Here is a 25,079-nt window from a genome sequence, read left to right on the forward strand (position 1 = left end):
CGACGATCATCGGCACATGGCGATAGTTGTTACTGTTGCTCGTCAGGCTTTTTCTTCAGCTTCGGGTTCGGGAAAAACTGCACGGCCTGAACCTTTTTGTCGGCGGCAGGCTTCAGCGCGCTGGTATTGACCCGTGTACCCAGCTCTTTGGGCACCGACAGGCCCTGCTCGTTGAGTGTGTCGGAGTAACCGCAGGCCACGCACTCGCGGTGCGGCACGCCGCCCTCGTTCCACATCATCAACTTGTCCGGCTCGCTGCACGCCGGGCAGACCGCCCCGGCGATAAAGCGCTTCTTGGTGATCACAGGGCCGTCACTCATGCTGCCGCGTCCTCACTCAGACCGCTGTGGCGCAACAGCGCGTCGATCGATGGTTCACGGCCACGGAAGTCGACGAACAGCACCATCGGTGCCTGCGAACCGCCGCGCGCCAGAATCGCTTCGCGGAAGGCGCGACCGGTTTCTGCGTTGAGCACGCCGTCTTCTTCAAACTTGGAGAAGGCATCGGCGGACAACACTTCGGCCCACTTGTAGCTGTAGTAACCGGCTGCGTAACCACCGGCGAAAATATGCGCGAAGCTGTTCGGGAAGCGGTTGTACGCCGGTGGACGCATCACCGAGACCTCGTCGCGCACGCCCTCGAGCACTTGCGCCACGCTGCGGCCATCGCCGTGGGTGGCGTGCAGTTCGAAGTCGAACAGCGAAAACTCCAGCTGACGGACCATCATCAGGCCGGACTGGAAATTCTTCGCCGCGAGCATTTTTTCCAGCAAGTCCTGCGGCAGTGGTTCGCCAGTCTCGTAGTGGCCGGAAATCAGCGCCAGGCCTTCCGGCTCCCAGCACCAGTTTTCCATGAACTGGCTTGGCAGCTCGACCGCGTCCCATGCCACGCCGTTGATGCCGGAAACGCCGGCGTGATCAACGCGGGTCAGCAGGTGATGCAGGCCATGGCCGAATTCATGGAACAGGGTGGTGACTTCATCGTGGGTCAGCAGCGCCGGTTTGCCGCTGTCGGCCGGGGTGAAGTTACACACCAGATTGGCCACCGGGCTTTGCAACACGCCGTCGACGGTGCGGCGCCGGTCGCGCGCGCCGTCCATCCATGCGCCGCCACGCTTGTTGGCGCGGGCATACAGGTCGAAGAAGAAGCGGCCGACGTGCTGACCGTTTTCCTTGATCTCGAACAGGCGTACGTCCGGGTGCCAGGTATCAAAGCCTTTCTGCTCGGCGATCTCGATCCCGTACAGACGCTGGACGATAGCGAACAGGCCGCTCAGGACTTTATCGATCGGGAAGTAGGCACGCAGGGTTTCCTGAGCGACGCTGTAACGCTGCTCGCGGAGTTTTTCGCCGTAGAAGCCACTGTCCCAGCTTTGCAGATCGGCGCAGCCCTGTTCGGCGGCGTATGCACGCAACTGTTGCAGATCCTGGGCGGCGAACGGCTTGCTGCGCTGGGCCAGATCACGCAGGAAGCTCAGCACCTGATCGCTGGATTCGGCCATTTTTGTCGCCAGGCTCAGCTCGGCGAAACTGGCGAAGCCCAGCAGTCGTGCCAGTTCCTGGCGCAGGTCGAGAATCTCTTCCATCACCGGGCCGTTGTCGTTCTGGCCGGCATTCGGGCCCTGGTCCGAGGCGCGGGTGCAGTAGGCGGCGTAGACTTCTTCACGCAGCGCGCGGTCTTGTGCGTAGGTCATCACCGCGTAGTAGCTGGGGAATTCCAGGGTGATCAGCCAGCCGTCGAGGCCTTTGGCCTGGGCAGCAGCAGCCATTTGCGCCTTGGCCGAATCGGTCAGGCCGGCGAGGGCGGCTTCGTCGGTGACGTGTTTGGTCCACGCCTGGGTGGCGTCGAGCAATTGGTTGGAGAAGCGGCTGCCGAGTTCGGACAGCTTGCTCTGCACTTCGGCGTAACGTTTCTGCTCGGCTTCCGGCAGGTCGATACCCGACAGGCGGAAATCGCGCAGTGCGTGTTCCAGAATGGTTTTTTGCGCGACGTCGAAATTGGCGGCTTCCGGGCTGTTGGCCAGCGCCTCGTAGGCCTGGAACAGTTCGCGGTTCTGGCCCATCTCGGTGGAGTAGGCGCTCAGGGCCGGCAGGCACGACTCGTAGGCATCACGCAATTCGGCGCTGTTGCACACAGCGTTAAGATGACTGACCGGGCTCCACGCTGCACCGAGGCGATCGTTGAGTTCGTCCATCGCCAGCACCAGACCGGCCCAGGTCGGGTTCTTGCCCTGGGTCTTGAGGATTTCGGCGATGGCGGCGCGGTTGTCCGCGAGGATGGTTTCGATGGCGGGCAGGACGTGTTCGGCACGGATCGTGGAGAACGGTGGCAGGTCGTAGGACTGCAAAAGAGGGTTGTTCACGCTCACGGTTGGCACCTTGGCTGGAAGAAACATGCGCCCATCTTAATTACAATCGCCACTCACCGCAGCTATCGGCGACAGAGAGAGAACTAATCGTGTCCCTTCGCAACTATCAGAATCACACCCCCCGCTTGAGCAAAGGCGCATTCGTCGACGGCTCGGCGGTGGTGATCGGCGACGTCGAGATCGGTGAAGACAGCTCGGTCTGGCCGCTGACGGTGATCCGTGGCGACATGCACCGCATCCGCATCGGTGCGCGCACCAGCGTGCAGGACGGCTGTGTGCTGCACATCACCCACGCCGGCCCGTTCAACCCGGACGGTTTTCCCTTGCTGATCGGCGATGACGTGACCATCGCCCACAAGGTCATGCTGCATGGCTGCACGGTCGGCAATCGCGTGTTGATCGGCATGGGCAGCATCGTCATGGACGGCGCCGTAGTCGAGGACGACGTGATCATCGGCGCCGGCAGTCTGGTGCCGCCGGGCAAGCGCCTGCAAAGCGGCTTCCTGTATGTCGGCAGCCCGGTGAAACAGGTGCGAGCGCTGACCGACAAGGAAAACGCCTTCTTTACCTACAGCGCGGCGAACTACGTCAAGCTCAAGGACCTGCATCTGGCCGAAGGCTACGACCAGCTCTGAATTGCCCTACACCTGCTCAGGATTTCTCATGCATTACCAGACTGTACTGTTCGACCTCGATGGCACCTTGACCGATCCGCGTGAGGGCATCACTCGCTCAATTCAATTTGCCTTGGCCAACCTCGGCATCGACGAACCTGATCTGAGCAAACTGGAACACTTCATCGGCCCGCCGCTGTTGCAAGCGTTCATGCAGTTCTACGATTTCGACGAGGCCAAGGCCTGGGAAGCGGTGAATTTCTACCGCGAGCGCTTCAAGGTCACAGGTCTCTACGAGAATCGTGTGTTCGACGGCGTGACGCCGCTGCTGGAAACCTTGAGCGGGCAAGGGCGGCAGTTATATATCGCAACGTCCAAGCCGTGGGTGTTCGCCCGCGAAATCGCCCGGCATTTTGATTTTGCCCGGCATTTCAAAGTGATCTACGGCAGCGAGCTGGACGGCACGCGGACGAACAAGGTTGAGCTGATCGCGCATCTGCTCGAGGCAGAAGGCCTGGATCCGGCGCAGACCCTGATGATCGGTGATCGCAAGCATGACCTGATCGGCGCGCGCAGCAATGGCATCGATGCAGCGGCGGTAGGGTATGGGGTTGGCAGTTTTGAAGAGTTGAATGCCGAGGCGCCGGCATATCACTTTGAAACTTTGGATGAGTTGCATCAGGCGTTTTTGCAGCGCTGATCAGATGGCTATCGCGAGCAGGCTCACTCCTACAAGGGATCGCATTTATCCATTTGGAATGCGATCAACTGTAGGAGTGAGCCTGCTCGCGATGTGGCCCTCCCAACCACCTCAGCTATCTGGACCTGCCAAGGCCTTCAAAGCCGCCTTGCGCTCATCAACCGGCAACTTCCCCAACCGCTCAACCTCGGCATAAAACCTCAACCAATCCCCACCCACCTGCCGGAACACCGCCGCGAACGCCGGCACCCACTGGTCATACAGCCCGAACGGTAACAAGCGGGCATTGTTCAGCGGCGCATTGACCCAGGCGTCATAACGTTTGTCCCCGGCCCACTGGCTGTCGCGCATTGCCCGATAGTCCCTGCGCAAGCGCTCGAACTCGGCTGCTTTGCGCTCACGCATCTGCTCGATGGACAACGGCTGCGCATACAGCTTCTCCAGCCGTGAGCGTGTGTCGAGCACCAGGCCGATGAACTGGTCACGCTGCTTGAGCCTGGCATCGGATTCCGCCGGCAAGCCGCGAAACGCGCGCCATTGCCGCGTGCCTTCCTGCTCGACAAACGTGGCGAATGACTCGTTGAACTCGGTGTCGTCCTTCACATAGAACCGCTGATGCGCCAGCTCATGAAAAATCAGCGTGGCCAGCCGTTCATCGCCCCAGCCCGTCATTGAATTGAGGATCGGGTCGTTGAACCAGCCAAGGGTCGAATACGCTTCGACACCGCCGATCGTCACGTCCATGCCCTGCAGGCGCTGAATCGCCGCTTCGCCACGGGCAGCGTTCTGGCTGTAGTAGCCGCGATAGGCCACGCAGCCGGCAATCGGGAAGCAGTGATTCTGCGGCGTGAGGGAAAATTCGGCGGTGGCGAAGACGTTCCACACCACGAACGGTCGGCCAATGTCGGCATATAGCCGATAGCTCCGGTTGTCCGGCAGGTGCAGATGCTCACTGGCAAACGTGCGGGCCTTCTGCGACTGGGCCAGATGCGCGCGCAATCTGGCGTCGCGGCTGGGGTCGGCAATGACTTTCTCGACCGGCTCCCGCGCGCGCAGCAATTGCAATTGTCCGCTGGCGAGCTGGCTGTAATAGCTGACGCTGGCGCAACCGTTGAGCAACAAAAACAACACACCCGGAAACAAAATCGGAAAAACGCGATCAAGTAACCCAAGGCTGGAAAACGGCCTGATCAAAATAAGAAATTCCCCGGAAAGTCTGCCCCAAGACTATCCCGCCTCAAGGAGCACCGCTATGCGCATGTTGATGCTGACAGGAGGCCTGCTGACGCTGGCCGGTTGTGCTGGATTCGGAATGCCCGATCCCGACCCCTCGCAAGCCTGGATCGATCTCGACGCCCACCAACACGACACGGCGCTGCAAGCCGTGCAAGTCGATGCCACCCAGGCCATCGATAAACGCTATTTCGAAGTGCAGCCCGGCAGCCATGAGCTGAAGGTGCGCTATCAATTTCCGGTCGAGGCCACCAACATCGGCCCGAATGCCGAACCGCTGTGGCGTGATTGCCAGATGAGCGTGAAATTCAAGGATTTCAATGCCGGCCAGCGCTATCAGTTACAGGCTGGCAGTATCGGCTTCCGGCCTTGGGCCAAGCTTTATGACGAACAGCGCAAAGTGGTCGGTCAGGGCACGCCGGCGGGCTGTCAGAGCAGCTGATCGGCGCTATGCTGGCGGTTCAGATCTGTGGATATCCATCATGCGCACCTTGCTGCCGTTGCTCGTTGTCGGTCTTGTCGCCGGTTGCCAGACGCCGTTACCCGCGGTCGACCCGCAAATGGCCTGGGTCGACTTCTCCACGCCAAGCCCCGGCGGCAAATTGCTGATGGCCGAACGTCTCGATAATCAGCGATTGAACGACGGCCGATTCTTCCAGGTGACCCCCGGCAGCCATGAGCTGCGGGTGCGCTTCGACTTCGAAGTGTTCGGCGGTGGCGGCAGCCTGCTCACGGGACCTGTAGAACGTTTGTGCTACCTGACGATCCGTTATGACCACTTCGAGGCCGGCCAGCGTTACCTGCTGGAAGGGCGTTCGTTGGCGTTCACGCCGAGCGCGCGTTTGTACAATGCCAAGCGCGAAGTCGTTGCTGAAGACCGCGAGTTCAACTGCATCATCTAGCTGTTGTCGTTTCTCTGATAGACGATTCGCTTGGTGCCGTTCTCGCAAGTACCGACGATCATGGCGGAGTCGTGCTGCTCCGCCTCTTCCGCCGTGATGATTTCCAGGGTGTACGAGGGAATTGCCTTCGCCTGAATCTTGATCTCGATTTCCTTCCTGAGCTCTTCGCAGTCCTTGGGGGCTGCGAAAGCGGACGTGGCCAGTGCACTGCAAAGGATCGCCAAGCCAATACGTTTCATCGATGAAGCTCCTTGAGGCAGCGCGCACGGGCGTGCGCTGAAGCTGCTGTCGATTATTCGACCACATTTCTGCAGGGCGGGTTCTGACTTCGCTCACACCTTTGGATTTGCGTGATGCCGAGATTGTTATCGCGAGCAGGCTCACGCCTACAGTTGAGCGCATTCCAACTGATAAATGCGATTGCCTGTGGGAGCGAGCCTGCTCGCGAAAGCGTCGGACCTGCAAACGCCGAATCAGCTGACCAGCGAAGCCTCAAGCGTAATTTTCGCGTTCAGCACCTTGGAAACCGGGCAACCTTCCTTCGCCTTGTTGCTCAGCTCTTCAAACTGCTGCTGGGTGGCGCCCGGGATTTTCGCCTTGAGAATCAGCTTCACTGCGGTGATGGCGAAGCCGCCCTCAACCTGATCGAGGGTGACTTCAGCGTTGGTGTCGATGCTGTCTGCCTTCAGGCCGGCATCGCCGAGAATCATCGAAAACGCCATGGAGAAGCAGCCGGCGTGGGCCGCACCGATCAGTTCTTCCGGGTTGGTGCCCTTGCCGCCTTCAAAGCGGGCCTTGAAGCCGTACGGCGCTTCCCGCAGTACGCCGGTTTCGGTGGAGATCGAGCCGATACCGGTTTTCAGGTCGCCTTCCCAATGCGCCGATGCCTTTTTCACGATAGCCATGTCTGCCTCCTCAAATGTGGCGCGGGACGCCGCGCCGTCGCGGTTTTTACTAGCAAGGCTTCTGAGGATAGACGGCGGAACAAAGTTCAGCCTGCTTGAATCGTTGACTTTTTTAGTAGGAAATTTCGGCGCTGCTATTGAATCTCGGGTATATGCCCTCATTCCATAAAACACGCTTATGGATTTGGCAGGTTTTCGTTCGCAAGAAAAACCTGCCTCCCCACCCGGAGATGCAGGTTCATGAAAAAACTGTCCGACGTTAAATTTTCCACCCTCGACCTGGTGCCGGTGCGCGAAAACGGCAGCGCTGCGCAGTCGCTGCGCAACTCGCTGGACCTTGCGCAGCACGCCGAGAAGTTTGGCTACACGCGGTTCTGGGTCGCCGAGCACCACAACATGGACGGCATCGCCAGTTCCGCCACCTCGGTCTTGCTCGGTTATCTGGCCGGTGGCACTTCGACAATCCGCGTCGGCTCCGGTGGAGTGATGCTGCCCAACCATGCGCCGCTGGTGATCGCCGAGCAGTTCGGCACCCTTGAGAGCCTGTACCCGGGACGCATCGACCTGGGACTGGGCCGCGCGCCGGGCTCCGACCAGATGACCGCCCGCGCCTTGCGCCGCGAACGCTCCGGCAGCGCTGACGACTTCCCTGAGGACGTCGCCGAACTGATGCGCTACCTCGGCCCGCGCACCCCGGAACAACGGGTGATCGCCATGCCCGGCACCGGCACCAATGTGCCGATCTGGTTGCTCGGCTCGAGCCTGTTCAGTGCGCAACTGGCGGGTGAGCGGGGCTTGCCTTATGCCTTCGCCTCGCACTTCGCGCCGCGCTTCATGCATGAGGCGATTCGCATCTACCGCAATCACTTCAAGCCGTCGGCGGTGCTCGACAAGCCCTACGTGATGCTCGGCGTGCCGCTGGTGGCCGCTGATACCGATGAGCAGGCCGACTATCTGGCGACGTCGGTGTACCAGCGCATCCTTGCCCTGATGCGTGGGCAAAGTCTGGTGCAGCGTCCGCCGGTGAAAACCATGGACGGCCTGTGGCTGCCCCATGAGCGTGAAGCGGTGGGCGATTTCCTTGGCCTTGCCATGGTCGGCGGCCCGCAGAAGATCCGCGCCAAGCTTGAGGTGCTGATCGAGCAGACCCAGGCGGACGAGCTGATTTTCACCAGTGATCTCTACGAACACGCCGATCGCATCCATTCCTACGAACTGCTTGCGCAAGTCATGAAGGGCTAACGCGAACCCTTGTAGGAGCTGTCGAGTGAAACGAGGCTGCGATCTTTTGATCGTGATTTGAAATCAAGATCAAAAGCGCAGCGTCTCGCAGCTTCACACGGAAAATCATCGCCCACAAAAAAGCCGACGCATCCACGTCGGCTTTTGTATTTCAGGCGCGATCAACCACGCTTGTAGACGATTTCCTTGCTGCCACCTTCGCAGGTGCCAACTACTTTGCCGTCAGCCGCCGCACCCTTGTCGACAACTTCCAGCGAGTAACCGGAAACGCCTTTGGCGTCGAGCTTCGCTGCGATTTCGCTTTTCAGCTCTTCACATGGCTTGCCGGCTGCAAACGCACCACCCGCAAGGCTCAACAAACCTACTGCCAACATGAACTTCTTCATCGGTCGCACTCCCTGGTCGGATTGAAAGAGGCGGGCATCGGGTTATCCACCCGATGCGCTCACCTTGTAGCGCTTTGCCATTCCCTATGGCACTCGGCCAGCGCGCAAGTTCAGAAGACTGGATCAAACTCAGCTGGCGACAATCTTGAAGCCGACCTTCAGCGTCACCTGAAAATGCGCCACCTGGCCGTTTTCGATGTGGCCACGGGTTTCGGTCACTTCGAACCATTCCAGATTGCGCAGGGTCTTGTTGGCTTCGGCCAGCGCGTTGTTGATAGCGTCTTCAATGCTGGTGGTGGACGAACCGACCAGCTCGACTTTCTTGTACGTGTGATGGTCACTCATGGCGATCTCCTTGGGTTGGAATGGCGTGTGAAATTGAACCTGGCAGGCAATTGCACTGTTGATTTCGGCGCCGCTGCGCTGCCGAAGTTCAGAATTTCTGCACTTTCTCGAAGTGCTGAAGTCCCAACCAACACACGCCACTCATCACCAATGCAGGAGAGCCACCATGGCCAACACCTCTTTACGTAAAGCCTCGTTGCAAAGCATGGAAGCCGAGATCGAGAGTCTGCTCAAATCGTTGGAAAGCTTGAAAGACGATGCTTCGGACGAGTCGCGCAAGACCCTCAAGGCGCTGAAAAGCAATGCCGAAAGTGCACTGAAACATTCCCGTCATCTGCTCAGCGACGCGTACGAAGAAGTCAAAGTGAAAACCCGCGAGACCGGCATTGCCACTCGTGACTACGCGCAGGAACACCCATGGACCACAGCCGGCGTGGCTGTCGGTGCAATCGGCCTGCTTGCTGCCTACTTTTTGTTCAAGCGCGGCGAGTGATCGGTTTGGCGCAGCTCATTTTTGAGCCACTGCGCCAGTTGCCGGGCGCGCCCGTCCGCGGCGCGCTTGGGTAGCCACAACGCCAGTTGCGCCGGGGTTTCACAAAAGCCCCACGGCGCAACCAGGCGACCCGCCTTCAGATCTTCGGTTACCAGTGGCTCCGGCGCGATCGCCACGCCAAGACCGGCAACCGCTGCCTCCAGCAAATAATACAAATGCTCGAATCCTTGCCCGAGCTTCAACGCCTTGGCGTCGAGGTCGTTCTGCTGCGCCCAGCTCGGCCAGGCCTGCGGCCGAGAGGTGGTGTGCAGCAAGGGCTCATCAAGCAGTTCTGCGGCTGGAGCGGCTTGCAGCTTTCGATAGCCGCTGAACAACGGGCTCATCACCGGGCCGATGCGTTCCGCCGCCAGTTCGTAGACCTGCATATCGGTGGGCCACGGTGGTTCGGCGAACAGCAACAGCGCATCCAGTCCCGGGCGTCGGGGATCGAGATCGCCTTCACCGGCAGACAGGTGCAAACGCAAATCCGGCAGATCGGCATTCAGCCGCCCCAGACGCGGAATGAACCAGCGCGCCAGCAGACTCCCCGAACACCCGAGCACGAACGGCGCATCAGCAGTACTTTGCGTCAGCTCCGCACAGACACTGCGCAACCGATCGAACGCCTCAGCACTGCCATCACGCAGGCGCACGCCGGCATCTGTGAGTTTCAAGCCGCGCCCTTCCTTGACGAATAGGCTCACCCCGAGATGCTCTTCAAGCACCTTCAGCTGACGGCTGACCGCGCCGTGGGTGACGTGCAACTGCTCGGCAGCCTGACTGACACTGTTCAATCGGGCGGTGGCTTCGAAGGCGCGCAAGGCATTCAGCGGGGGAAGGTCGTGGCTCATGATATCTGTGAGTTTTCCTGACAGGTTGTGGCGATCTTATCGGTTTTCAGCGTGGGAAGTCAGGGGTAGAGTGGGCGTCATTGTCTTCTGACCGAATTCACCTGGAGCGACCCATGACCCAGACTTCGAACACCTCTGATCTGCGTAACGGCCCTGATGCCAACGGCCTGTTCGGTGCGTTCGGTGGCCGTTATGTAGCGGAAACCCTGATGCCGTTGATCCTCGACCTGGCCCGCGAATACGAAGCGGCCAAGGAAGATCCGGCCTTCAAAGAAGAATTGGCCTACTTCCAGCGGGACTACGTCGGACGTCCGAGCCCGTTGTATTTCGCCGAACGCCTGACCGAATTCTGCGGCGGCGCGAAGATCTATCTCAAGCGTGAAGAGCTGAACCACACCGGCGCGCACAAGATCAACAACTGCATCGGCCAGATCCTGCTGGCGCGGCGCATGGGCAAGAAGCGCATCATCGCCGAGACCGGCGCCGGCATGCACGGCGTGGCCACGGCCACTGTCGCTGCGCGTTTCGGCCTGGACTGCGTGATCTACATGGGCACCACTGACATCGAACGTCAGCAGGCCAACGTCTTCCGCATGAAGCTGCTCGGCGCTGAAGTGATCCCGGTTGTCGCTGGCACCGGCACCCTCAAAGACGCAATGAACGAAGCCCTGCGCGACTGGGTGACCAACGTCGACAATACCTTCTACCTGATCGGCACTGTGGCCGGCCCACACCCTTATCCAGCAATGGTCCGCGATTTCCAGGCCGTCATCGGCAAGGAAACCCGCGATCAGTTGCAAGCTCAGGAAGGTCGTCTGCCGGACAGTCTGGTGGCGTGCATCGGTGGCGGCTCCAACGCCATGGGCCTGTTCCACCCGTTCCTCGACGACAAGAGCGTTGAAATCATCGGCGTCGAAGCCGCCGGTTACGGCATCGAAACCGGCAAGCACGCGGCCAGCCTCAACGGCGGTGTGCCGGGCGTTCTTCACGGTAACCGCACCTTCCTGCTGCAGGACGATGACGGCCAGATCATCGACGCCCACTCGATTTCTGCCGGCCTCGACTATCCCGGCATTGGCCCTGAACACGCGTGGTTGCACGACATCGGTCGCGTTCAGTACACCTCGGTGACCGACGACGAAGCGCTGGAAGCGTTCCACAAATGCTGCCGCCTGGAAGGGATCATTCCTGCGCTGGAAAGCGCCCACGCCCTCGCCGAAGTGTTCAAACGTGCACCGAAGTTGCCGAAGGATCACCTGATGGTGGTCAACCTTTCGGGCCGTGGCGACAAGGACATGCAAACCGTGATGCACCATATGCAACAGTCGCAGCAGGAGAAACACTGATGAGCCGCCTGCAAAGCCGTTTTGCCGACCTCAAGCAACAGAACCGCGCCGCGCTGGTGACCTTTGTCACCGCCGGTGATCCTGACTACGACACTTCGCTGGCGATCCTCAAAGGCTTGCCGGCGGCGGGTGCCGATGTGATCGAACTGGGCATGCCGTTCACCGATCCGATGGCCGATGGTCCGGCGATCCAGTTGGCCAACATCCGTGCGCTGGCGGCCAAACAGAATCTGGCGAAAACCCTGCAAATGGTCCGCGAGTTCCGTCAAGGCAACAGCGACACGCCGCTGGTGCTGATGGGCTATTTCAACCCGATCCATAAATTCGGCGTCGAACGCTTCATCGCCGAAGCAAAAGAGGCGGGCGTTGATGGCCTGATCGTGGTCGACATGCCGCCAGAGCACAATGAAGAGCTGTGCGATCCGGCGCAGGCTGCCGGGCTGGATTTCATTCGCCTGACCACACCGACCACCGACGACGCGCGTTTGCCCCGCGTGCTCAACGGCAGCTCCGGTTTTGTTTACTACGTGTCGGTGGCGGGGGTCACTGGCGCCGGTGCGGCGACCCTGGAACATGTGGAAGAAGCAGTTGCGCGTCTGCGTCGGCACACCGACCTGCCGATCAGCATCGGTTTCGGTATCCGTACGCCGGAGCAGGCTGCTGCCATCGCGCGTCTTGCCGACGGTGTGGTGGTGGGGTCGGCATTGATCGATCACATCGCCAGCGCCGATACGCCTGAGCAGGCGATCGATGGCGTGTTGAGTCTGTGTTCAGCGCTGTCCCAAGGCGTGCGCAAGGCTCGCGCCTAAGACCGCAGGGAAAACAAAAAAGGCTTCAGAACAGGCGTTCTGAAGCCTTTTTTGTGGTCAGGGCAATTGCAGTCCGCCCGAGGCCTTGTGCAGTTTGCGCAGATGCTCGCCAATCTGCTTCACATTGGCCTCGCTGGCGGCAATCTCGGCGGCGCGCTTGGGTTCGAGCAGTTTGCGCACTTCAGTATCGAGGTCGCCGGACAGCGCCAGCAGCTTCTTCTGCCGTTGACTGCTTTCTGCCTCCAGTCGGCTGAACTCGTCTGGCTGCGGCAGACCGTAACCTTTGGAATCGAGCAGTTCCGCCGGGCGGCTGAGGAAGCCACTGTTGGCGAGGATCTCCTGCAAGGTCGCATTGGCTTTGTCCATGCCGCCGTTTTCCAGCTCGCGGGCGCCGAGGTAGCGTTGTTTGACTTCGTCTTGGGCCAGCAACAACTGCCGGCGGAAACTGGCTTGCTCGAGTAGCAACAGCGCGGCACTGGTGCGCAAGTCGGCGCGGTCGAACCATTCGCGGCGCTGTTCAGCGGTCAGAGACAACCATTCTTCGACAGTGGTCTGCTTGATCGGCAGTTGCTTTTTCAGCACATCGAACATCGCTTGATAGCGATCGCGGAACGAGTCGAAGCGATAACCCAGACGCAGGGCTTCTTTCGGATCGTCGAGCACACTGGTGTCGGCCAGGCCACGGCCCTTGAGCATTTCCAGCAAACCGTTGGGCATGATGCTGTCGAGGCCGACCAGTTGGCTGTTATTGCTGCCGCTGCGCAACAGTTTCAAGCCTTCCACCGCGCAGTTATTGGACAGGAAGAAATAGTTGCCGTCGTAGCTCCAGTGCATTTCTGCGGCATGTTCGACGACGCCTTCGATTTCCTCGCGAGACAGGTTCAGCGGCACCGAAGCGAGGCTGCGCAGCTCGGTCTTGGTGTACTCGTCGATCACTTGCGCCAGCGGCAGCACGAACAGCCGCGACGGGTATTTGCCGACCAGTCCGTCCCAGCTCGACAGCTGCACGTCGCCAACGAAGGCACGATAGGACAAAACCAGGTGCTGATCGAGGTCGAGGCGGCAATCCGGACCGCGCGGGCGGCCGGGGGCGCAGATCACCAGGCGCAGCATGCTGTGGCCCCAGCGGCTGACCCAGTTCTGGTTGGCCTCGGCCAGCAGGTAATCGACAGCGTAGACCCGTTCCGGATCGACTTGCCCCAGAGGCTGCTTGGCGAAGTCATTGCCGGCATTGAGAAAGGCGAAGCTCTTGCTGCAGCTGTCCTGCGCCGGCGGCGCCCAGCCGAAATGTTCCTTGTAGTAGCGATACAGCGCCGGGCGGCGGCAAGCGTAGCTCGGGTCGAGGAGGAAATACTCCATGTTGACCGCGACGAATTCCTTGGGGCTGGAAATTTCGTAAAGGTCCGGGCTGCGCGCGATCTGGCGGTTGTGTTGTTCACGCTCGCCACGGCGGCCGACGTACTGCTGCCAACCGGCCAGATCGAGCAGACGCGGATCGTCGCTGATGGTGAAGCGTCGGCCATTCTGCCCGCGACACTCATCGGGAATGCCGATCAGCCCGGCGCTGTTGAAGCGTCGGGTGCAGCGCTGGATCACCGTGCGTTCGGCACTTGGCCATAACCGCGCGCGGTCGTAGATATGAGTGATTTCGTGCAGCACCGTGGCCAGCAGTTCCTGACGCACAGTGCCATGGGGGCGATTGGTTTTCGCTTTCGCTGCGCTGCCATCGGTGAGCCCGGCGAGCAGCCTGCGATTCAGATCGAGTTCGGCGACCAGCGTTGCCTGTCCGTAAGCGTTGGCAGGCATGTCATCGGTCCAGCCGACATCGATGCGCCGATCCAGCCGCTCAATGAAACTCGGCGGCAGCTTGTGCATGGCCTCATCGATCAGCGCCTGACTGGCCTGTACTTGAGCCGGGCTCAGACCCTCGGTCTTGAGCCGCAATTGCAGGGCGGCGTGGGCGCTGTTGCCAAGCAGCAACAACGCCCCGGCCAGCAGCCAGGCGCCAACGGACCTCACAGTGCGAGGATGGCTTCGGCGAGTACCTGATCGCTGGCGTCGCGCGCTTCCGGCACGCGTGTGCGCAAGGTGTTGAGGGCGGCTTCGAGATGCGCGCCACGGATGTCGCCGTTGCTGGCGACGAAACTGGCAGCGTCGTCATGGGCTTCGCGGATGATTTTCGAATCGCGAATCGACGTGGTGGTATCGGAGGTGAAATCGATGGTGCGCTGGGAGGCACGAACGATGATGTTACTGGTGGCTACCAGGGTGTGCGCCTGGGCCACATCGGCCAACACAAACAGGCCAAGGGCGGCAGCAATCAGCGGGCTACGCATGGAACGACTCCGGAAGGAAAAGGATAACTATTGGACGAGAATTGCCTCTGCCAGTTCAAGGTCGCTGGCATGAAGTTTTGGCCGGGTTTTGCGCAGGTAATGCAGCGCTGATTCCAGCCGTGCCCCGCGCCATTCACCGTCACTGGCAACGAAGGCGGCCGCGTCGTCATGGGCGGCGAGCAGCAGTTTACGGTCGAACGGCGCAGAAGACACCATGCTGGTAGCGTAACCGCTGACAACCGTGCCTTGGGTCGAAGCATTGAAAGCATCGAAGGCGTTGGCAGACATCGCCCAGCAGGCGGTGAATAACGTAGAAGAGATGAGCAGATTTGGAAGAAAGCGCATGGGACTCGACAACTGTTAACGAGCCTGAAGGCTAGCGCAAATGCCCGGGCCAGAGCCAGCATTGAAACATCGGGACACGGCTGCCGTGTCCCGCAATGCGGCAAGCGATCAGAGGGTCAGAATGGCTTGAGCCAATTGGGCGTCGGTGGCATTGAGTTGTGGCGCCTGATGGCGAATGTGATCAAGCGCGCTTTCCAGTTTCACACCACGGATATCGCCTTCGCTGGCCACGAAGCTGGCGGCGTCGTCACGAGCGGCAAGCACGATCTTGTCGTCACGGAACGAGGAGGTCACATCGGAAGTGGCGTCGGAAGAAGCTTTCAGCGCGCCAACGATCGAGTCGGTGGTCACGATGAAGCTGGTAGCGCTGGCGTTGGCAGCCACGGCCAGCAGGGCGGCGGCACTGAGCAGACGAAGACGGGTCATGATGTAACTCCTTGGATAAACCGTAGTGAGAGGTGGCTCGGTATCTGAGGAGTCAGACGCCTGTCGCGCAGCGTTCGCCACGTTCTGCCTGGATATTAGGCTGCCAAACTCGGTTCGCCCAGTGGTGGCCACACTTACTCAAGCCGGTCCGTGAACTGTACCTGTGCATTCATATAAATATTGAAACTGTACCTTTATCGGTTCAGGTACATGTTGGAGTCATCCTCTGCGTCCTGAAACGACAAAACCCGCCGTGGTTTCCCACGACGGGTTCTGTTTGTGCAATTCGGGTTGCTGGCGGTGGATCTGACGACCAGAGCCAGCGACGCTGCTTAGCGCCAGAACGGCTTGCTCAGCTCTTCGTAGCGTTGAGCTTCGCTGATACCGGCGTCGGCCAGCAGACGCGAATCCAGACGGGCCAGTTGATGGCGGCTGGAGATGCGGCGCTGCCACAGCATCAGGTTGGCGATAACGCGCAGAGGCAGGGAAGCCTGGGTGTTTACGGCTTTGTCTTCGAAGAACAGTTCGGAACTGAGTGTACGTTCCATGGTTGACATCCTTCCGCTTGTGGCGGGATCAGGTAGTGGTTTGACTGGTGCCCATGATCCTCTCGTTTGCCTAGTCTCTGTAGATACAGTTCAACTGTATTGTGAGTGACCAGTTAACTGTTTATGCGGGGTGTATGGGTCGAAATTGGGCAAACTGTACTTGTCTGCACTTGATTGGTGCGTTTCCGTACATCTTTGAGAGATCAGTAAGGAATTACTGTAGGAAAAGACCGGTACAGCAGTACAGTTTTTGGCAGGCAGGCGTCTTGCCGATAGCCACCGATGCAAATTGTATTTGCGCCAGTGGCTATCTGTATGAGTTACCCCGCAAGCATGCGCCCGGTTTCTTCCAGGTTCATATGCCAGCTCAGGGCTTCGCGCAGAATATGCGGGGTATGACCGCCCACCGCGCAAGCCGCGTTGAAGTAATCATTCAGTGCCTGACGAAAGTCAGGATGTACACAGTTGTCGATGATCACCCGCGCGCGCTCCCGTGGCGCCAGGCCGCGCAGGTCGGCCAACCCCACTTCGGTCACCAGAATGTCGACATCGTGCTCGGTATGGTCAACGTGGCTGACCATCGGCACCACGCTGGAAATCGCGCCACCTTTGGCAATCGACTTGGTCACGAACACTGCCAGATGCGCGTTGCGCGCGAAGTCGCCGGAGCCGCCGATGCCATTCATCATCCGCGTGCCGCAGACATGAGTGGAGTTGACGTTGCCATAGATATCGAACTCCAGGGCGGTGTTGATGCCGATGATGCCCAGGCGCCGCACCACTTCCGGGTGATTGGAGATCTCCTGAGGCCGCAGGATCAGTTTGTCCTTGTACTTCTCCAGGTTGCCGAATACATCGCTGTTGCGCCGCTCGGACAGGGTGATCGAGCTGCCCGAAGCAAAGCTCAGCTTGCCGGCATCGATCAGGTCGAAGGTCGAATCCTGCAACACTTCGGAGTACATGGTCAGGTCTTCGAACGGCGAGTCGATCAAGCCACACATCACCGCGTTGGCGATATTGCCGATCCCGGCCTGCAACGGGCCGAGCTTGTTGGTCATGCGCCCGGCAGCCACTTCCTGCTTGAAGAACGTGATCAGATGTTCAGCGATGGCATTGGTGTCGACGTCCGGTACCGACACCGTGGACGGCGAGTCCGACTGCTGAGTGATGACAATCGCAACGATCTTCTCTGGCGGAATCGGAATCGCCGTGCTGCCGATACGATCATCCACTTTCACCAGCGGGATTGGCGTCCGCGTCGGGCGGTACGTCGGTATATAGATGTCGTGCAGGCCCTCGAGGTTGGCGTTGTGCGCCAGGTTGATCTCGACGATTACCTGTTTGGCGAAAATCGCAAAGCTCGCCGAGTTGCCCACCGAAGTGGTCGGCACGATATGGCCTTGCTCGGTGATGGCGACTGCTTCGATGACGGCGATGTCCGGCAGCTTCAATTGCTGATTGCGCAACTGCTCCACGGTTTCGGAAAGATGCTGATCGATGAACATCACTTCGCCGGCGTTGATTGCCTTGCGCAATGTGCTGTCAACCTGAAACGGCATGCGCCGCGACAGCACGCCGGCCTCGGTCAATTGCTTGTCGAGGTCGTTGCCGAGGCTGGCGCCGGTCATCAGGCTGATTTTCAGGGGCGTGACCTTGGCGCGCTCGGCCAGTGCGTGGGGCACGGCCTTGGCTTCGCCGGCGCGGGTGAAACCGCTCATGCCGACGGTCATGCCGTCCTCAATCAGAGCAGCGGCGTCGGCAGCGCTCATCACTTTGTCCAACAACGAAGGCAGGCGAATACGGTCACGGTACATGGATTATTATCTCGGGCAACGAGTAGCAGGATGCGCAGTCTAGTGAATTTGGCCGGCGCCTGTCCCGCTACCAAGGTCGCAAACGAGGCCTCTATTTCGCGGGTTTCAAGTAAAACACCGTTACCGGATCTGCAACAACGCGGCAAATTGTCCGTCATCTGACGCAAACAAAAACGCCCCGACGAGTCGGGGCGTTCGTTATAGCAGCGGCGGGTTATTCGACTGCTTTGACCATGTCTTCGATGACTTTCTTCGCGTCGCCGAAGACCATCATGGTCTTGTCCAGATAGAACAGCTCGTTGTCCAGGCCGGCATAGCCGCTGGCCATCGAGCGCTTGTTGACGATGATGGTCTTGGCTTTGAACGCTTCGAGAATCGGCATCCCGGCAATCGGCGACTTCGGATCGTTCTTCGCGGCCGGGTTGACCACATCGTTCGCACCGAGCACCAGCACCACGTCGGCCTGGCCGAACTCAGAGTTGATGTCTTCCATCTCGAACACCTGGTCGTAAGGCACTTCGGCCTCGGCGAGCAGGACGTTCATGTGTCCCGGCATCCGACCCGCTACCGGGTGGATTGCGTACTTGACCGTCACGCCACGGTGGGTCAGCTTCTCGGTCAGTTCCTTCAGCGCATGTTGAGCACGCGCTACCGCCAGACCGTAACCCGGCACGATGATCACGGTGTCGGCATTGGTCAGCAGGAAGGTTGCGTCATCAGCCGAACCGGATTTCACCGGGCGGGCTTCCTTCGCGCCGGCAGGACCAGCATCTGCCGTATTGCCGAAGCCGCCGAGCAGTACATTGAAGAAGGAACGGTTCATCGCCTTGCACATGATGTACGAGAGGATCGCACCGCTCGAACCCACCAGGGAGCCGGCAATGATCAGCATCGAGTTGTTCAGCGAGAAACCGATCCCCGCCGCCGCCCAGCCGGAATAGCTGTTGAGCATCGACACCACCACCGGCATGTCGGCGCCGCCGATCGGGATGATGATCAGCACGCCCATCACGAATGCGAGTGCCAGCATCAGTGCGAAGGCAGTGAGGCTGCCGGTGAGCATGAAGGTCAGACCGAGAACCAGCGTCGCCAGACCCAGCACCGCATTGAGCTTGTGCTGACCGGAGAACTGTACCGGTGCGCCCTGGAACAGGCGGAACTTGTATTTGCCCGACAGCTTGCCGAAGGCAATCACCGAACCGGAGAAGGTGATCGCGCCGATCGCAGCGCCGAGGAACAGCTCCAGACGGTTGCCCGCCGGGATCGCATCGCCCAGCTGTTTAACAATACCCAACGACTGCGGCTCAACCACCGCCGCAATGGCAATGAACACCGCCGCAAGACCGATCATGCTGTGCATGAACGCCACCAGTTCCGGCATCTTGGTCATTTCAACACGCTTGGCCATGATCGACCCGGCAGTGCCACCTACCAGCAAGCCGACGATGACGTAACCGATACCGGCCGTAGCCAGTTCGGCGCCGAGCTTATAGATGAGGCCGACGGTGGTCAGGATGGCCAACGCCATGCCGAGCATGCCGAACAGGTTGCCGCGTCGCGAGGTGGTCGGGTGCGACAGGCCTTTGAGGGCCTGGATAAAGCAGATCGACGCGATCAGGTAGAGCGTCGTGACGAGATTCATGCTCATTACTTCGGCGCCTCTTCTTTTACTTTCGGGGCTTTCTTCTTGAACATCTCAAGCATGCGGCGGGTGACCAGAAAGCCACCGAACACATTGACCGCCGCCAGTGCCACGGCCAGCGTGCCCATGGTTTTGCCCAGCGGCGTGACGGTCAGTGCGGCGGCGAGCATGGCGCCGACGATCACGATCGCCGAAATCGCGTTGGTCACCGCCATCAACGGTGTGTGCAGCGCAGGCGTCACGTTCCAGACCACGTGGTAACCGACATAAATTGCCAGCACGAAGATGATCAGGTTGTAGATACCGGGGGAGATAAGCTCTTCCATCGTCTGAATCCCTGCTTAGGCGTTTTTGCGGATGACTTGGCCGTCGCGGCACATCAGGCACGCGGCGACGATGTCGTCTTCGAGGTTGACGTCGAACTGGCCTTCTTTGGTGAACACCAGCTTGAGGAAGTCCAGCAGGTTGCGTGCGTACAGCGCCGAAGCATCTGCAGCGACTTCACCGGCGAGGTTGGTCGGACCGACGATGGTTACACCGTTTTCCACAACGACCTGATCGGCCACGGTCAGCGGGCAGTTGCCACCCTGAGCGGCGGCAAGGTCGATGACCACCGAACCCGGTTTCATCTGCGCCACGGTCTCGGCGCTGAGCAGCGTCGGCGCCTTGCGGCCCGGAATCAGTGCGGTGGTGATGACGATATCGGCCTGCCTGGCGCGCTCGTGCACGGCCTGGGCCTGACGCTGCATCCAGCTTGCCGGCATCGGCCGTGCGTAACCGCCGACACCGACGGCGCATTCGCGTTCTTCATCGGTCTCGTAAGGCACGTCTACGAACTTGGCGCCGAGGGATTCGATCTGTTCCTTCACCGCTGGGCGTACATCGGACGCTTCGATGACAGCACCGAGGCGTTTGGCCGTGGCAATCGCCTGCAATCCGGCCACGCCCGCGCCGAGAATCAGCACGCGCGCCGCTTTCACCGTACCCGCAGCGGTCATCAGCATTGGCATGAAGCGTGGGTAGTAGTGCGCGGCCAGCAATACCGCTTTGTAGCCGGCAATGTTTGCCTGCGACGACAACACATCGAGACTCTGCGCCCGCGAGGTACGCGGCGCGGCTTCGAGGGCGAACGCGGTAATGCCGCACTCGGCCATTTTTGCGATGGTCTCGTTGTTGAACGGATTGAGCATGCCCACCAGCACCGTACCGCGCTTGATCAGCGGCAGTTCTGCATCGCTTGGCGCGACCACTTTGAGAATCAGCTCGGCGCCAAACGCGTCATTGGCGCTGCCAATGCTTGCGCCGGCCGCTTCATATGCACTGTCGACGACACTGGCTTTGATGCCGGCGCCGCTTTGCACAGTGACCTTATGGCCTTGGCTGATCAGCTTCTTTATGGTTTCCGGGGTTGCAGCAACCCGTGTTTCACCGGTCTGGGTTTCGAGAGGAACACCAATGTGCACGTCAAATCTCCTGCGTGATCTTATTGAGTAAACCCATGCACTACGGATGGTGCGAATGGGGCGGCCGATCAGCACGATCCCGCCGAATCAGGGCGGGGGCGCGGCATTTTGCAGGCGAACTTTATGCCCTTCAAGGGATTATGACGGGTGACGGAAAATTAACTACAAGTCATGCCGTGACCGAATGTCGCAGATGGCCAGTTGAACCCCTTGCAGGCCGTGCCTTGCAAGGATTCTGGCTGAATTTGAAAAAAATTCGCATCGGTGGCGTGAATAGGCAGTAATGAGTCGCCCGTAGAGGCTCAAAGCCACGCCGTTGGCAGCTTGTGGGACGTCTGTACGACTTTCGGATACAGTCTGCGAAAACGCGACAAATAGTTATATCTGTAGGGCTTTCAATTATCTGACTACGGGGTTAGGTATTGCCGAGAGCCTTTATTCTTCTAGGCTGTAGCTTCGCGCCTGGTTTACCAGCCAGTCGCGAAATGCCTTTAGCGATGCTGATTCGACCTTTCTCTCCGGAATCATCAGGTAATACGCCTTGATGCTGGGGAGCGCTTGAGGGTTGGCAACCACCAAACGTTTCTCGGCCAGCTCGCGCTGGATCAGAAACGGCGGAATCAGCGCGACGCCCATGTCGTGCATGGCTGCCTGGGCAAGCATGGAGAATAGCTCGTAGCGGGGGCCTGTCATGTCGCGAGGGATATTCAACTGCTGCGAGTTGAACCACTGGCGCCAGGCGTAAGGTCGGGTGGTTTGCTGCAGCAGCGGTAGTTCAGCGATGGCTGCAGCTGTCATCTGCTTGCGATTGCCGAGCAGGGCGGGGCTGCACACCGGCATCGGATTCTCGCCCATCAATCTGTGGGATTCAGTACCCGACCAGTCGGCATCACCGAAGTAGATCGCGGCATCGAATTCGGTGTCGGCAAACAGGAACGGCCGGGTGCGGTTGGTCAGGTTGACGGTCACTTCCGGGTGCTTGAGCTGGAAATCCTTGAGGCGAGGCAGCAGCCATTGCGTGCCGAAGGTCGGGACGACGGCGAGCTCGATGACGTTGGTGCCTTGCTGGCCCATCACCGAGAGCGTGTCGCGCTCCACTGCGTCGAGCTGAGTCGCCACCCGGCGGCTGTAGGAAAGGCCCGCCTCGGTCAGTTTCACTCCACGTCGCGAGCGTCGGAACAGTTCCACGCTGAGGAAGTCTTCAAGGCTGGCGATCTGTCGGCAAATGGCGCCTTGGGTGAGGGAAAGCTCTTCCGCTGCGCGTGTAAAGCTTTCGTGGCGCGCGGCGGCTTCAAAACTGATCAGGGCAGTGGTGCTGGGTATCTTCCTGCGCATGTACGTCAACCTCACTAATACGCCGCATAAATGGCATTTCGCGACGGTTCGGAGTGAGAAATTAGCACAACAGAATGCAAAATCCTCGTTTGCCGCGATGGCGAACCGCGCCTAGGATCAATGCCACGTTAATTCACCCGATTGCGAGGGCACACTCATGGGCGGTAAAGCTAGCTTCAACTGGATCGATCCCCTGCTGCTGGATCAACAGCTCACCGAAGAGGAGCGGATGATCCGCGACACCGCTGCGCAGTTCGCTCAGCAGAGCCTGGCGCCGCGTGTACTCGAAGCTTTCCGTCATGAGAAGACTGACCCGGCAATCTTTCGGGAGATGGGTGAAGTGGGCCTGCTCGGCGCGACCATTCCGGAGCAATACGGCGGCAGCGGTCTGAACTATGTCAGCTACGGCCTGATTGCCCGTGAGGTCGAGCGCGTCGACTCCGGCTATCGCTCGATGATGAGTGTGCAGTCCTCACTGGTGATGGTGCCGATCAACGAATTCGGTACCGAAGCACAGAAACAGAAGTACCTGCCGAAACTGGCTTCCGGCGAATGGATCGGTTGCTTTGGCCTGACCGAGCCGAACCACGGTTCCGATCCGGGCGCGATGATTAGCCGGGCGCGCAAGGTCGATGGTGGCTACAGCCTGACCGGCGCGAAAATGTGGATTACCAACAGCCCGATCGCCGACGTATTCGTGGTGTGGGCCAAGGACGACGCCGGCGACATTCGTGGCTTCGTTCTGGAGAAAGGCTGGAAAGGCCTGAGCGCTCCGGCGATTCACGGCAAGGTCGGCCTGCGCGCTTCCATCACCGGCGAGATCGTCATGGACAACGTGTTCGTGCCGGAAGAAAACATCTTCCCGGACGTCCGTGGTCTGAAAGGTCCATTCACTTGCCTCAACTCCGCACGCTACGGCATTTCCTGGGGCGCGCTGGGCGCCGCCGAGTTTTGCTGGCACACCGCGCGCCAATACACTCTGGACCGTCAGCAATTCGGCCGCCCATTGGCCGCGACGCAACTGGTGCAGAAGAAACTCGCTGACATGCAGACCGAGATCACTTTGGCGCTGCAAGGCTGCCTGCGACTGGGGCGGATGAAGGACGAAGGCACCGCCGCCGTTGAAATCACTTCGATCATGAAGCGCAACTCCTGCGGCAAGTCGCTGGATATCGCGCGGATGGCGCGCGACATGCTTGGTGGCAATGGCATTTCTGATGAATTCGGCGTGGCCCGTCACCTGGTCAATCTGGAAGTGGTGAATACCTATGAAGGTACCCACGACGTTCACGCGCTGATCCTCGGGCGTGCGCAAACCGGTCTGCAGGCGTTCTATTAACAGGAGGGCGGACCATGGGCGCGCTGTCGCATCTGCGAGTACTGGATTTATCGCGCGTGTTGGCCGGGCCGTGGGCCGGGCAGATACTCGCCGACCTCGGCGCCGAAGTCATCAAAGTCGAGCGCCCCGGTAATGGTGACGACACTCGGGCGTGGGGGCCGCCCTTCCTTAAAGACGCTTACGGCGAGAACACGTCGGAAGCGGCGTATTACCTGTCGGCCAACCGCAACAAGCAATCGGTCACCATCGACTTCACCCGGCCTGAAGGGCAGAAGCTGGTGCGCGACCTGGCGGCGAAGTCGGACATTCTGATCGAGAACTTCAAGGTTGGCGGTCTGGCGGCGTATGGTCTGGACTATGAGTCGCTGAAGGCACTCAACCCGAATCTGATCTATTGCTCCATCACCGGCTTCGGCCAGACCGGTCCTTACGCCAAGCGCGCAGGGTATGACTTCATGATCCAGGGCCTTGGCGGCTTGATGAGCCTGACCGGCCGCCCCGAAGGAGACGAAGGCGCCGGACCGGTGAAGGTGGGCGTGGCGCTGACGGATATCCTCACCGGGCTTTATTCGACCGTGGCGATCCTCGCGGCATTGGCTCATCGCGATCACGACGGTGGTGGCCAACACATCGATATGGCGTTGCTGGACGTGCAAGTTGCGTGTCTGGCCAATCAGGCCATGAATTACCTGACCACGGGCAATGCCCCAAAGCGGCTGGGCAATGCGCATCCCAACATCGTGCCATATCAGGATTTTCCTACGGCGGATGGCGACTTCATCCTCACCGTGGGTAATGACGGGCAATTCCGCAAGTTCGCCGAAGTCGCTGGGCAACCGCAGTGGGCGGATGATCCTCGCTTCGCGACGAATAAACTGCGGGTGGCGAACCGCGCAGTGTTGATCCCCTTGATCCGCCAGGCGACGGTCTTCAAGACGACGGCCGAGTGGGTTGCTCAACTGGAACAGGCGGGCGTGCCTTGTGGGCCGATCAATGATCTGGCGCAGGTGTTCGGGGATCCGCAGGTGAAGGCGCGCGGTCTGGCTATCGAGTTGCCGCATGCGCTGGCGGGCATGGTGCCGCAGGTAGCCAGTCCGATCCGGTTATCGGAGACGCCGGTCGAGTATCGGTATGCGCCTCCTTTATTAGGGGAACATACGCTGGAGGTTCTTCAGCGAGTGTTGGGGCTGGGGGCGGGTGTGGTGGCTGCACTTAAGGTAGAAGGAGTCCTCTGAGTCTTTCTTCTATATAGAGGGCACTGATTTCTCTTTCGATTGGCTGTTTTCTAGCCAATCTGCAAGTTGTTGAAAGAAAAGCGAAATTAACGGTTGACGGCAGATTCCAGAGGTCTATAATTCGCCCCACTTCCGGCGCAGTCGAAACGGAAAACTCCTTGAGATTCAAAGAGTTACGCAGTTTTCGACAGCGGCTCGCTTCAGATCATCGAAGCCTGGAAGGAGTTGAAAGAGCAGTGATGTTTGGCTCTTTTAACGATTCGATCTTCTCGGTCGAAAGCGGAGAAAAAGAGGTGTTGACAGCAGCGATTAACGCTGTAGAATTCGCCTCCCGCTAACGAGAGATCGGAAGCGCAAGTGGTT

28 protein-coding genes are annotated in these 25,079 nt (G+C 59.8%); 10 read left to right on the top strand and 18 right to left on the bottom strand.

From position 1 onward, the window contains the following. Positions 1-29: 29 nt before the first annotated feature. Together AEQ63_RS25170 and prlC are read right to left on the bottom strand one after the other, a co-directional pair. Positions 30-320, bottom strand: a complete 291-nt coding sequence (locus AEQ63_RS25170; protein ID WP_064365252.1) for a YheV family putative zinc ribbon protein — start codon at positions 318-320, stop codon at positions 30-32. Continuing rightward, positions 317-2,368 carry an oligopeptidase A gene (gene prlC, locus AEQ63_RS25175; RefSeq protein ID WP_064365273.1) on the bottom strand — a complete coding sequence of 684 codons (2,052 nt, stop codon included), beginning with the start codon at positions 2,366-2,368 and terminating at the stop codon, positions 317-319. The genes AEQ63_RS25170 and prlC overlap by 4 nt, the downstream gene beginning before the upstream one ends. Before the next feature lie 89 nt (positions 2,369-2,457). On the opposite strand from prlC, the gene AEQ63_RS25180 reads away from it, so the two are divergent. Together AEQ63_RS25180 and AEQ63_RS25185 are read left to right on the top strand one after the other, a co-directional pair. Continuing rightward, positions 2,458-3,003 carry a gamma carbonic anhydrase family protein gene (locus tag AEQ63_RS25180; protein ID WP_064365253.1) on the top strand — a complete coding sequence of 182 codons (546 nt, stop codon included), beginning with the start codon at positions 2,458-2,460 and terminating at the stop codon, positions 3,001-3,003. 28 nt (positions 3,004-3,031) lie between these two features. Beyond that, a complete protein-coding gene (locus AEQ63_RS25185) occupies positions 3,032-3,682 on the top strand; it encodes an HAD family hydrolase (protein WP_064365254.1) in 651 nt (216 codons plus the stop codon). Between the two features lie 111 nt (positions 3,683-3,793). Here the strand turns inward: AEQ63_RS25185 and AEQ63_RS25190 are convergent, their stop codons facing one another. Next, the gene (locus tag AEQ63_RS25190) at positions 3,794-4,876 is read right to left on the bottom strand and encodes an aminopeptidase (protein ID WP_064365255.1); all 1,083 of its coding nucleotides are present in this window, start codon (positions 4,874-4,876) and stop codon (positions 3,794-3,796) included. A gap of 58 nt (positions 4,877-4,934) precedes the next feature. Here AEQ63_RS25190 and AEQ63_RS25195 point away from each other — a divergent pair, with 58 nt between their 5' ends. Both AEQ63_RS25195 and AEQ63_RS25200 read left to right on the top strand, forming a co-directional pair. Beyond that, the gene (locus tag AEQ63_RS25195) at positions 4,935-5,357 is read left to right on the top strand and encodes a PA0061/PA0062 family lipoprotein (RefSeq protein WP_042608989.1); all 423 of its coding nucleotides are present in this window, start codon (positions 4,935-4,937) and stop codon (positions 5,355-5,357) included. 40 nt (positions 5,358-5,397) lie between these two features. Then, positions 5,398-5,817: a PA0061/PA0062 family lipoprotein gene (locus tag AEQ63_RS25200; protein WP_064365256.1), complete on the top strand. Its 420-nt coding sequence runs from the start codon at positions 5,398-5,400 to the stop codon at positions 5,815-5,817. Here AEQ63_RS25200 and AEQ63_RS25205 read toward each other — a convergent pair. After that, positions 5,814-6,056: a DUF1161 domain-containing protein gene (locus AEQ63_RS25205; RefSeq protein WP_064365257.1), complete on the bottom strand. Its 243-nt coding sequence runs from the start codon at positions 6,054-6,056 to the stop codon at positions 5,814-5,816. The genes AEQ63_RS25200 and AEQ63_RS25205 overlap by 4 nt on opposite strands. A 234-nt stretch (positions 6,057-6,290) precedes the next feature. Next, entirely contained in the window at positions 6,291-6,722 is a 432-nt protein-coding gene (locus AEQ63_RS25210) for an OsmC family protein (protein WP_064365258.1), read from the bottom strand. A gap of 240 nt (positions 6,723-6,962) precedes the next feature. Between AEQ63_RS25210 and AEQ63_RS25215 the strand changes: the two genes are divergently transcribed. After that, the gene (locus AEQ63_RS25215; protein WP_041476454.1) at positions 6,963-7,964 is read left to right on the top strand and encodes an LLM class flavin-dependent oxidoreductase; all 1,002 of its coding nucleotides are present in this window, start codon (positions 6,963-6,965) and stop codon (positions 7,962-7,964) included. Between the two features lie 161 nt (positions 7,965-8,125). Here the strand turns inward: AEQ63_RS25215 and AEQ63_RS25220 are convergent, their stop codons facing one another. Continuing rightward, positions 8,126-8,350 carry a DUF1161 domain-containing protein gene (locus AEQ63_RS25220; protein ID WP_064365259.1) on the bottom strand — a complete coding sequence of 75 codons (225 nt, stop codon included), beginning with the start codon at positions 8,348-8,350 and terminating at the stop codon, positions 8,126-8,128. 129 nt (positions 8,351-8,479) lie between these two features. After that, on the bottom strand, positions 8,480-8,695 hold the full coding sequence (locus AEQ63_RS25225) for a dodecin (protein ID WP_039757080.1): 216 nt from the start codon (positions 8,693-8,695) through the stop codon (positions 8,480-8,482). 166 nt (positions 8,696-8,861) lie between these two features. Here AEQ63_RS25225 and AEQ63_RS25230 point away from each other — a divergent pair, with 166 nt between their 5' ends. Beyond that, on the top strand, positions 8,862-9,188 hold the full coding sequence (locus AEQ63_RS25230; RefSeq protein ID WP_039757078.1) for a DUF883 family protein: 327 nt from the start codon (positions 8,862-8,864) through the stop codon (positions 9,186-9,188). On the opposite strand, the gene AEQ63_RS25235 is transcribed toward AEQ63_RS25230, so the two are convergent. Next, positions 9,161-10,078, bottom strand: a complete 918-nt coding sequence (locus AEQ63_RS25235; RefSeq protein WP_064365260.1) for a LysR family transcriptional regulator — start codon at positions 10,076-10,078, stop codon at positions 9,161-9,163. The genes AEQ63_RS25230 and AEQ63_RS25235 overlap by 28 nt on opposite strands. Positions 10,079-10,191: 113 nt before the next feature. Between AEQ63_RS25235 and trpB the strand changes: the two genes are divergently transcribed. Further along, positions 10,192-11,424, top strand: a complete 1,233-nt coding sequence (gene trpB, locus AEQ63_RS25240; protein ID WP_016772302.1) for a tryptophan synthase subunit beta — start codon at positions 10,192-10,194, stop codon at positions 11,422-11,424. After that, complete coding sequence (trpA, locus tag AEQ63_RS25245) at positions 11,424-12,233, top strand: tryptophan synthase subunit alpha (protein ID WP_064365261.1); 810 nt, start codon at positions 11,424-11,426, stop codon at positions 12,231-12,233. The genes trpB and trpA overlap by 1 nt, the downstream gene beginning before the upstream one ends. A gap of 57 nt (positions 12,234-12,290) precedes the next feature. On the opposite strand, the gene AEQ63_RS25250 is transcribed toward trpA, so the two are convergent. The 10 genes from AEQ63_RS25250 to AEQ63_RS25295 all read right to left on the bottom strand — a co-directional run bounded on the left by AEQ63_RS25250 (position 12,291) and on the right by AEQ63_RS25295 (position 22,142). Further along, positions 12,291-14,252 carry a DUF7844 domain-containing protein gene (locus AEQ63_RS25250; protein WP_064365262.1) on the bottom strand — a complete coding sequence of 654 codons (1,962 nt, stop codon included), beginning with the start codon at positions 14,250-14,252 and terminating at the stop codon, positions 12,291-12,293. Next, positions 14,249-14,569: a DUF2388 domain-containing protein gene (locus tag AEQ63_RS25255; RefSeq protein ID WP_039757071.1), complete on the bottom strand. Its 321-nt coding sequence runs from the start codon at positions 14,567-14,569 to the stop codon at positions 14,249-14,251. Before AEQ63_RS25255 ends, AEQ63_RS25250 begins: the two co-directional genes overlap by 4 nt. Positions 14,570-14,596: 27 nt before the next feature. Next, positions 14,597-14,914, bottom strand: coding sequence for a DUF2388 domain-containing protein (locus AEQ63_RS25260; RefSeq protein WP_064365263.1), 318 nt, complete (start codon positions 14,912-14,914; stop codon positions 14,597-14,599). A gap of 108 nt (positions 14,915-15,022) precedes the next feature. Next, positions 15,023-15,340, bottom strand: coding sequence for a DUF2388 domain-containing protein (locus AEQ63_RS25265; protein ID WP_042608980.1), 318 nt, complete (start codon positions 15,338-15,340; stop codon positions 15,023-15,025). A 332-nt stretch (positions 15,341-15,672) separates the two neighbouring features. After that, positions 15,673-15,888: a DUF1127 domain-containing protein gene (locus AEQ63_RS25270; protein ID WP_007911656.1), complete on the bottom strand. Its 216-nt coding sequence runs from the start codon at positions 15,886-15,888 to the stop codon at positions 15,673-15,675. A 320-nt stretch (positions 15,889-16,208) separates the two neighbouring features. After that, a complete protein-coding gene (locus tag AEQ63_RS25275) occupies positions 16,209-17,702 on the bottom strand; it encodes an acetyl-CoA hydrolase/transferase family protein (RefSeq protein WP_064365264.1) in 1,494 nt (497 codons plus the stop codon). Positions 17,703-17,916: 214 nt separating this feature from the next. Continuing rightward, the gene (locus AEQ63_RS25280; protein ID WP_042608978.1) at positions 17,917-19,350 is read right to left on the bottom strand and encodes an NAD(P)(+) transhydrogenase (Re/Si-specific) subunit beta; all 1,434 of its coding nucleotides are present in this window, start codon (positions 19,348-19,350) and stop codon (positions 17,917-17,919) included. Then, complete coding sequence (locus tag AEQ63_RS25285; RefSeq protein ID WP_003187417.1) at positions 19,350-19,670, bottom strand: NAD(P) transhydrogenase subunit alpha; 321 nt, start codon at positions 19,668-19,670, stop codon at positions 19,350-19,352. Before AEQ63_RS25285 ends, AEQ63_RS25280 begins: the two co-directional genes overlap by 1 nt. Positions 19,671-19,685: 15 nt before the next feature. Beyond that, a complete protein-coding gene (locus AEQ63_RS25290; protein WP_064365265.1) occupies positions 19,686-20,807 on the bottom strand; it encodes a Re/Si-specific NAD(P)(+) transhydrogenase subunit alpha in 1,122 nt (373 codons plus the stop codon). A 435-nt stretch (positions 20,808-21,242) separates the two neighbouring features. Beyond that, positions 21,243-22,142: a LysR family transcriptional regulator gene (locus AEQ63_RS25295; RefSeq protein WP_042608976.1), complete on the bottom strand. Its 900-nt coding sequence runs from the start codon at positions 22,140-22,142 to the stop codon at positions 21,243-21,245. Between the two features lie 157 nt (positions 22,143-22,299). Between AEQ63_RS25295 and AEQ63_RS25300 the strand changes: the two genes are divergently transcribed. Together AEQ63_RS25300 and AEQ63_RS25305 are read left to right on the top strand one after the other, a co-directional pair. Further along, positions 22,300-23,481 (top strand): acyl-CoA dehydrogenase, encoded by a 1,182-nt coding sequence (locus AEQ63_RS25300; protein ID WP_024015035.1) that lies wholly within the window; start codon positions 22,300-22,302, stop codon positions 23,479-23,481. Between the two features lie 14 nt (positions 23,482-23,495). After that, the gene (locus tag AEQ63_RS25305; protein ID WP_064365266.1) at positions 23,496-24,716 is read left to right on the top strand and encodes a CaiB/BaiF CoA transferase family protein; all 1,221 of its coding nucleotides are present in this window, start codon (positions 23,496-23,498) and stop codon (positions 24,714-24,716) included. The last annotated feature ends 363 nt before the right edge of the window (positions 24,717-25,079 follow it).

This window comes from Pseudomonas sp. RIT-PI-o, assembly GCF_001297215.1.
GTDB lineage: Bacteria > Pseudomonadota > Gammaproteobacteria > Pseudomonadales > Pseudomonadaceae > Aquipseudomonas > Aquipseudomonas moraviensis_A.

Bases quoted from the DNA above. Each gene is read 5' to 3' on its own strand.
- trpA (WP_064365261.1), top strand. From the start codon at position 11,424: ATGAGCCGCCTGCAAAGCCGTTTTGCCGACCTCAAGCAACAGAACCGC.
- AEQ63_RS25230 (WP_039757078.1), top strand. From the start codon at position 8,862: ATGGCCAACACCTCTTTACGTAAAGCCTCGTTGCAAAGCATGGAAGCC.
- AEQ63_RS25305 (WP_064365266.1), top strand. From the start codon at position 23,496: ATGGGCGCGCTGTCGCATCTGCGAGTACTGGATTTATCGCGCGTGTTG.
- AEQ63_RS25200 (WP_064365256.1), top strand. From the start codon at position 5,398: ATGCGCACCTTGCTGCCGTTGCTCGTTGTCGGTCTTGTCGCCGGTTGC.
- AEQ63_RS25260 (WP_064365263.1), bottom strand. From the start codon at position 14,914: ATGCGCTTTCTTCCAAATCTGCTCATCTCTTCTACGTTATTCACCGCC.
- AEQ63_RS25215 (WP_041476454.1), top strand. From the start codon at position 6,963: ATGAAAAAACTGTCCGACGTTAAATTTTCCACCCTCGACCTGGTGCCG.
- AEQ63_RS25275 (WP_064365264.1), bottom strand. From the start codon at position 17,702: ATGTACCGTGACCGTATTCGCCTGCCTTCGTTGTTGGACAAAGTGATG.
- AEQ63_RS25265 (WP_042608980.1), bottom strand. From the start codon at position 15,340: ATGACCCGTCTTCGTCTGCTCAGTGCCGCCGCCCTGCTGGCCGTGGCT.
- AEQ63_RS25185 (WP_064365254.1), top strand. From the start codon at position 3,032: ATGCATTACCAGACTGTACTGTTCGACCTCGATGGCACCTTGACCGAT.
- AEQ63_RS25225 (WP_039757080.1), bottom strand. From the start codon at position 8,695: ATGAGTGACCATCACACGTACAAGAAAGTCGAGCTGGTCGGTTCGTCC.
- trpB (WP_016772302.1), top strand. From the start codon at position 10,192: ATGACCCAGACTTCGAACACCTCTGATCTGCGTAACGGCCCTGATGCC.
- AEQ63_RS25300 (WP_024015035.1), top strand. From the start codon at position 22,300: ATGGGCGGTAAAGCTAGCTTCAACTGGATCGATCCCCTGCTGCTGGAT.
- AEQ63_RS25295 (WP_042608976.1), bottom strand. From the start codon at position 22,142: ATGCGCAGGAAGATACCCAGCACCACTGCCCTGATCAGTTTTGAAGCC.
- AEQ63_RS25235 (WP_064365260.1), bottom strand. From the start codon at position 10,078: ATGAGCCACGACCTTCCCCCGCTGAATGCCTTGCGCGCCTTCGAAGCC.
- AEQ63_RS25205 (WP_064365257.1), bottom strand. From the start codon at position 6,056: ATGAAACGTATTGGCTTGGCGATCCTTTGCAGTGCACTGGCCACGTCC.
- AEQ63_RS25210 (WP_064365258.1), bottom strand. From the start codon at position 6,722: ATGGCTATCGTGAAAAAGGCATCGGCGCATTGGGAAGGCGACCTGAAA.
- AEQ63_RS25220 (WP_064365259.1), bottom strand. From the start codon at position 8,350: ATGAAGAAGTTCATGTTGGCAGTAGGTTTGTTGAGCCTTGCGGGTGGT.
- AEQ63_RS25195 (WP_042608989.1), top strand. From the start codon at position 4,935: ATGCGCATGTTGATGCTGACAGGAGGCCTGCTGACGCTGGCCGGTTGT.
- AEQ63_RS25270 (WP_007911656.1), bottom strand. From the start codon at position 15,888: ATGGAACGTACACTCAGTTCCGAACTGTTCTTCGAAGACAAAGCCGTA.
- AEQ63_RS25255 (WP_039757071.1), bottom strand. From the start codon at position 14,569: ATGCGTAGCCCGCTGATTGCTGCCGCCCTTGGCCTGTTTGTGTTGGCC.
- AEQ63_RS25285 (WP_003187417.1), bottom strand. From the start codon at position 19,670: ATGGAAGAGCTTATCTCCCCCGGTATCTACAACCTGATCATCTTCGTG.
- AEQ63_RS25170 (WP_064365252.1), bottom strand. From the start codon at position 320: ATGAGTGACGGCCCTGTGATCACCAAGAAGCGCTTTATCGCCGGGGCG.
- AEQ63_RS25280 (WP_042608978.1), bottom strand. From the start codon at position 19,350: ATGAGCATGAATCTCGTCACGACGCTCTACCTGATCGCGTCGATCTGC.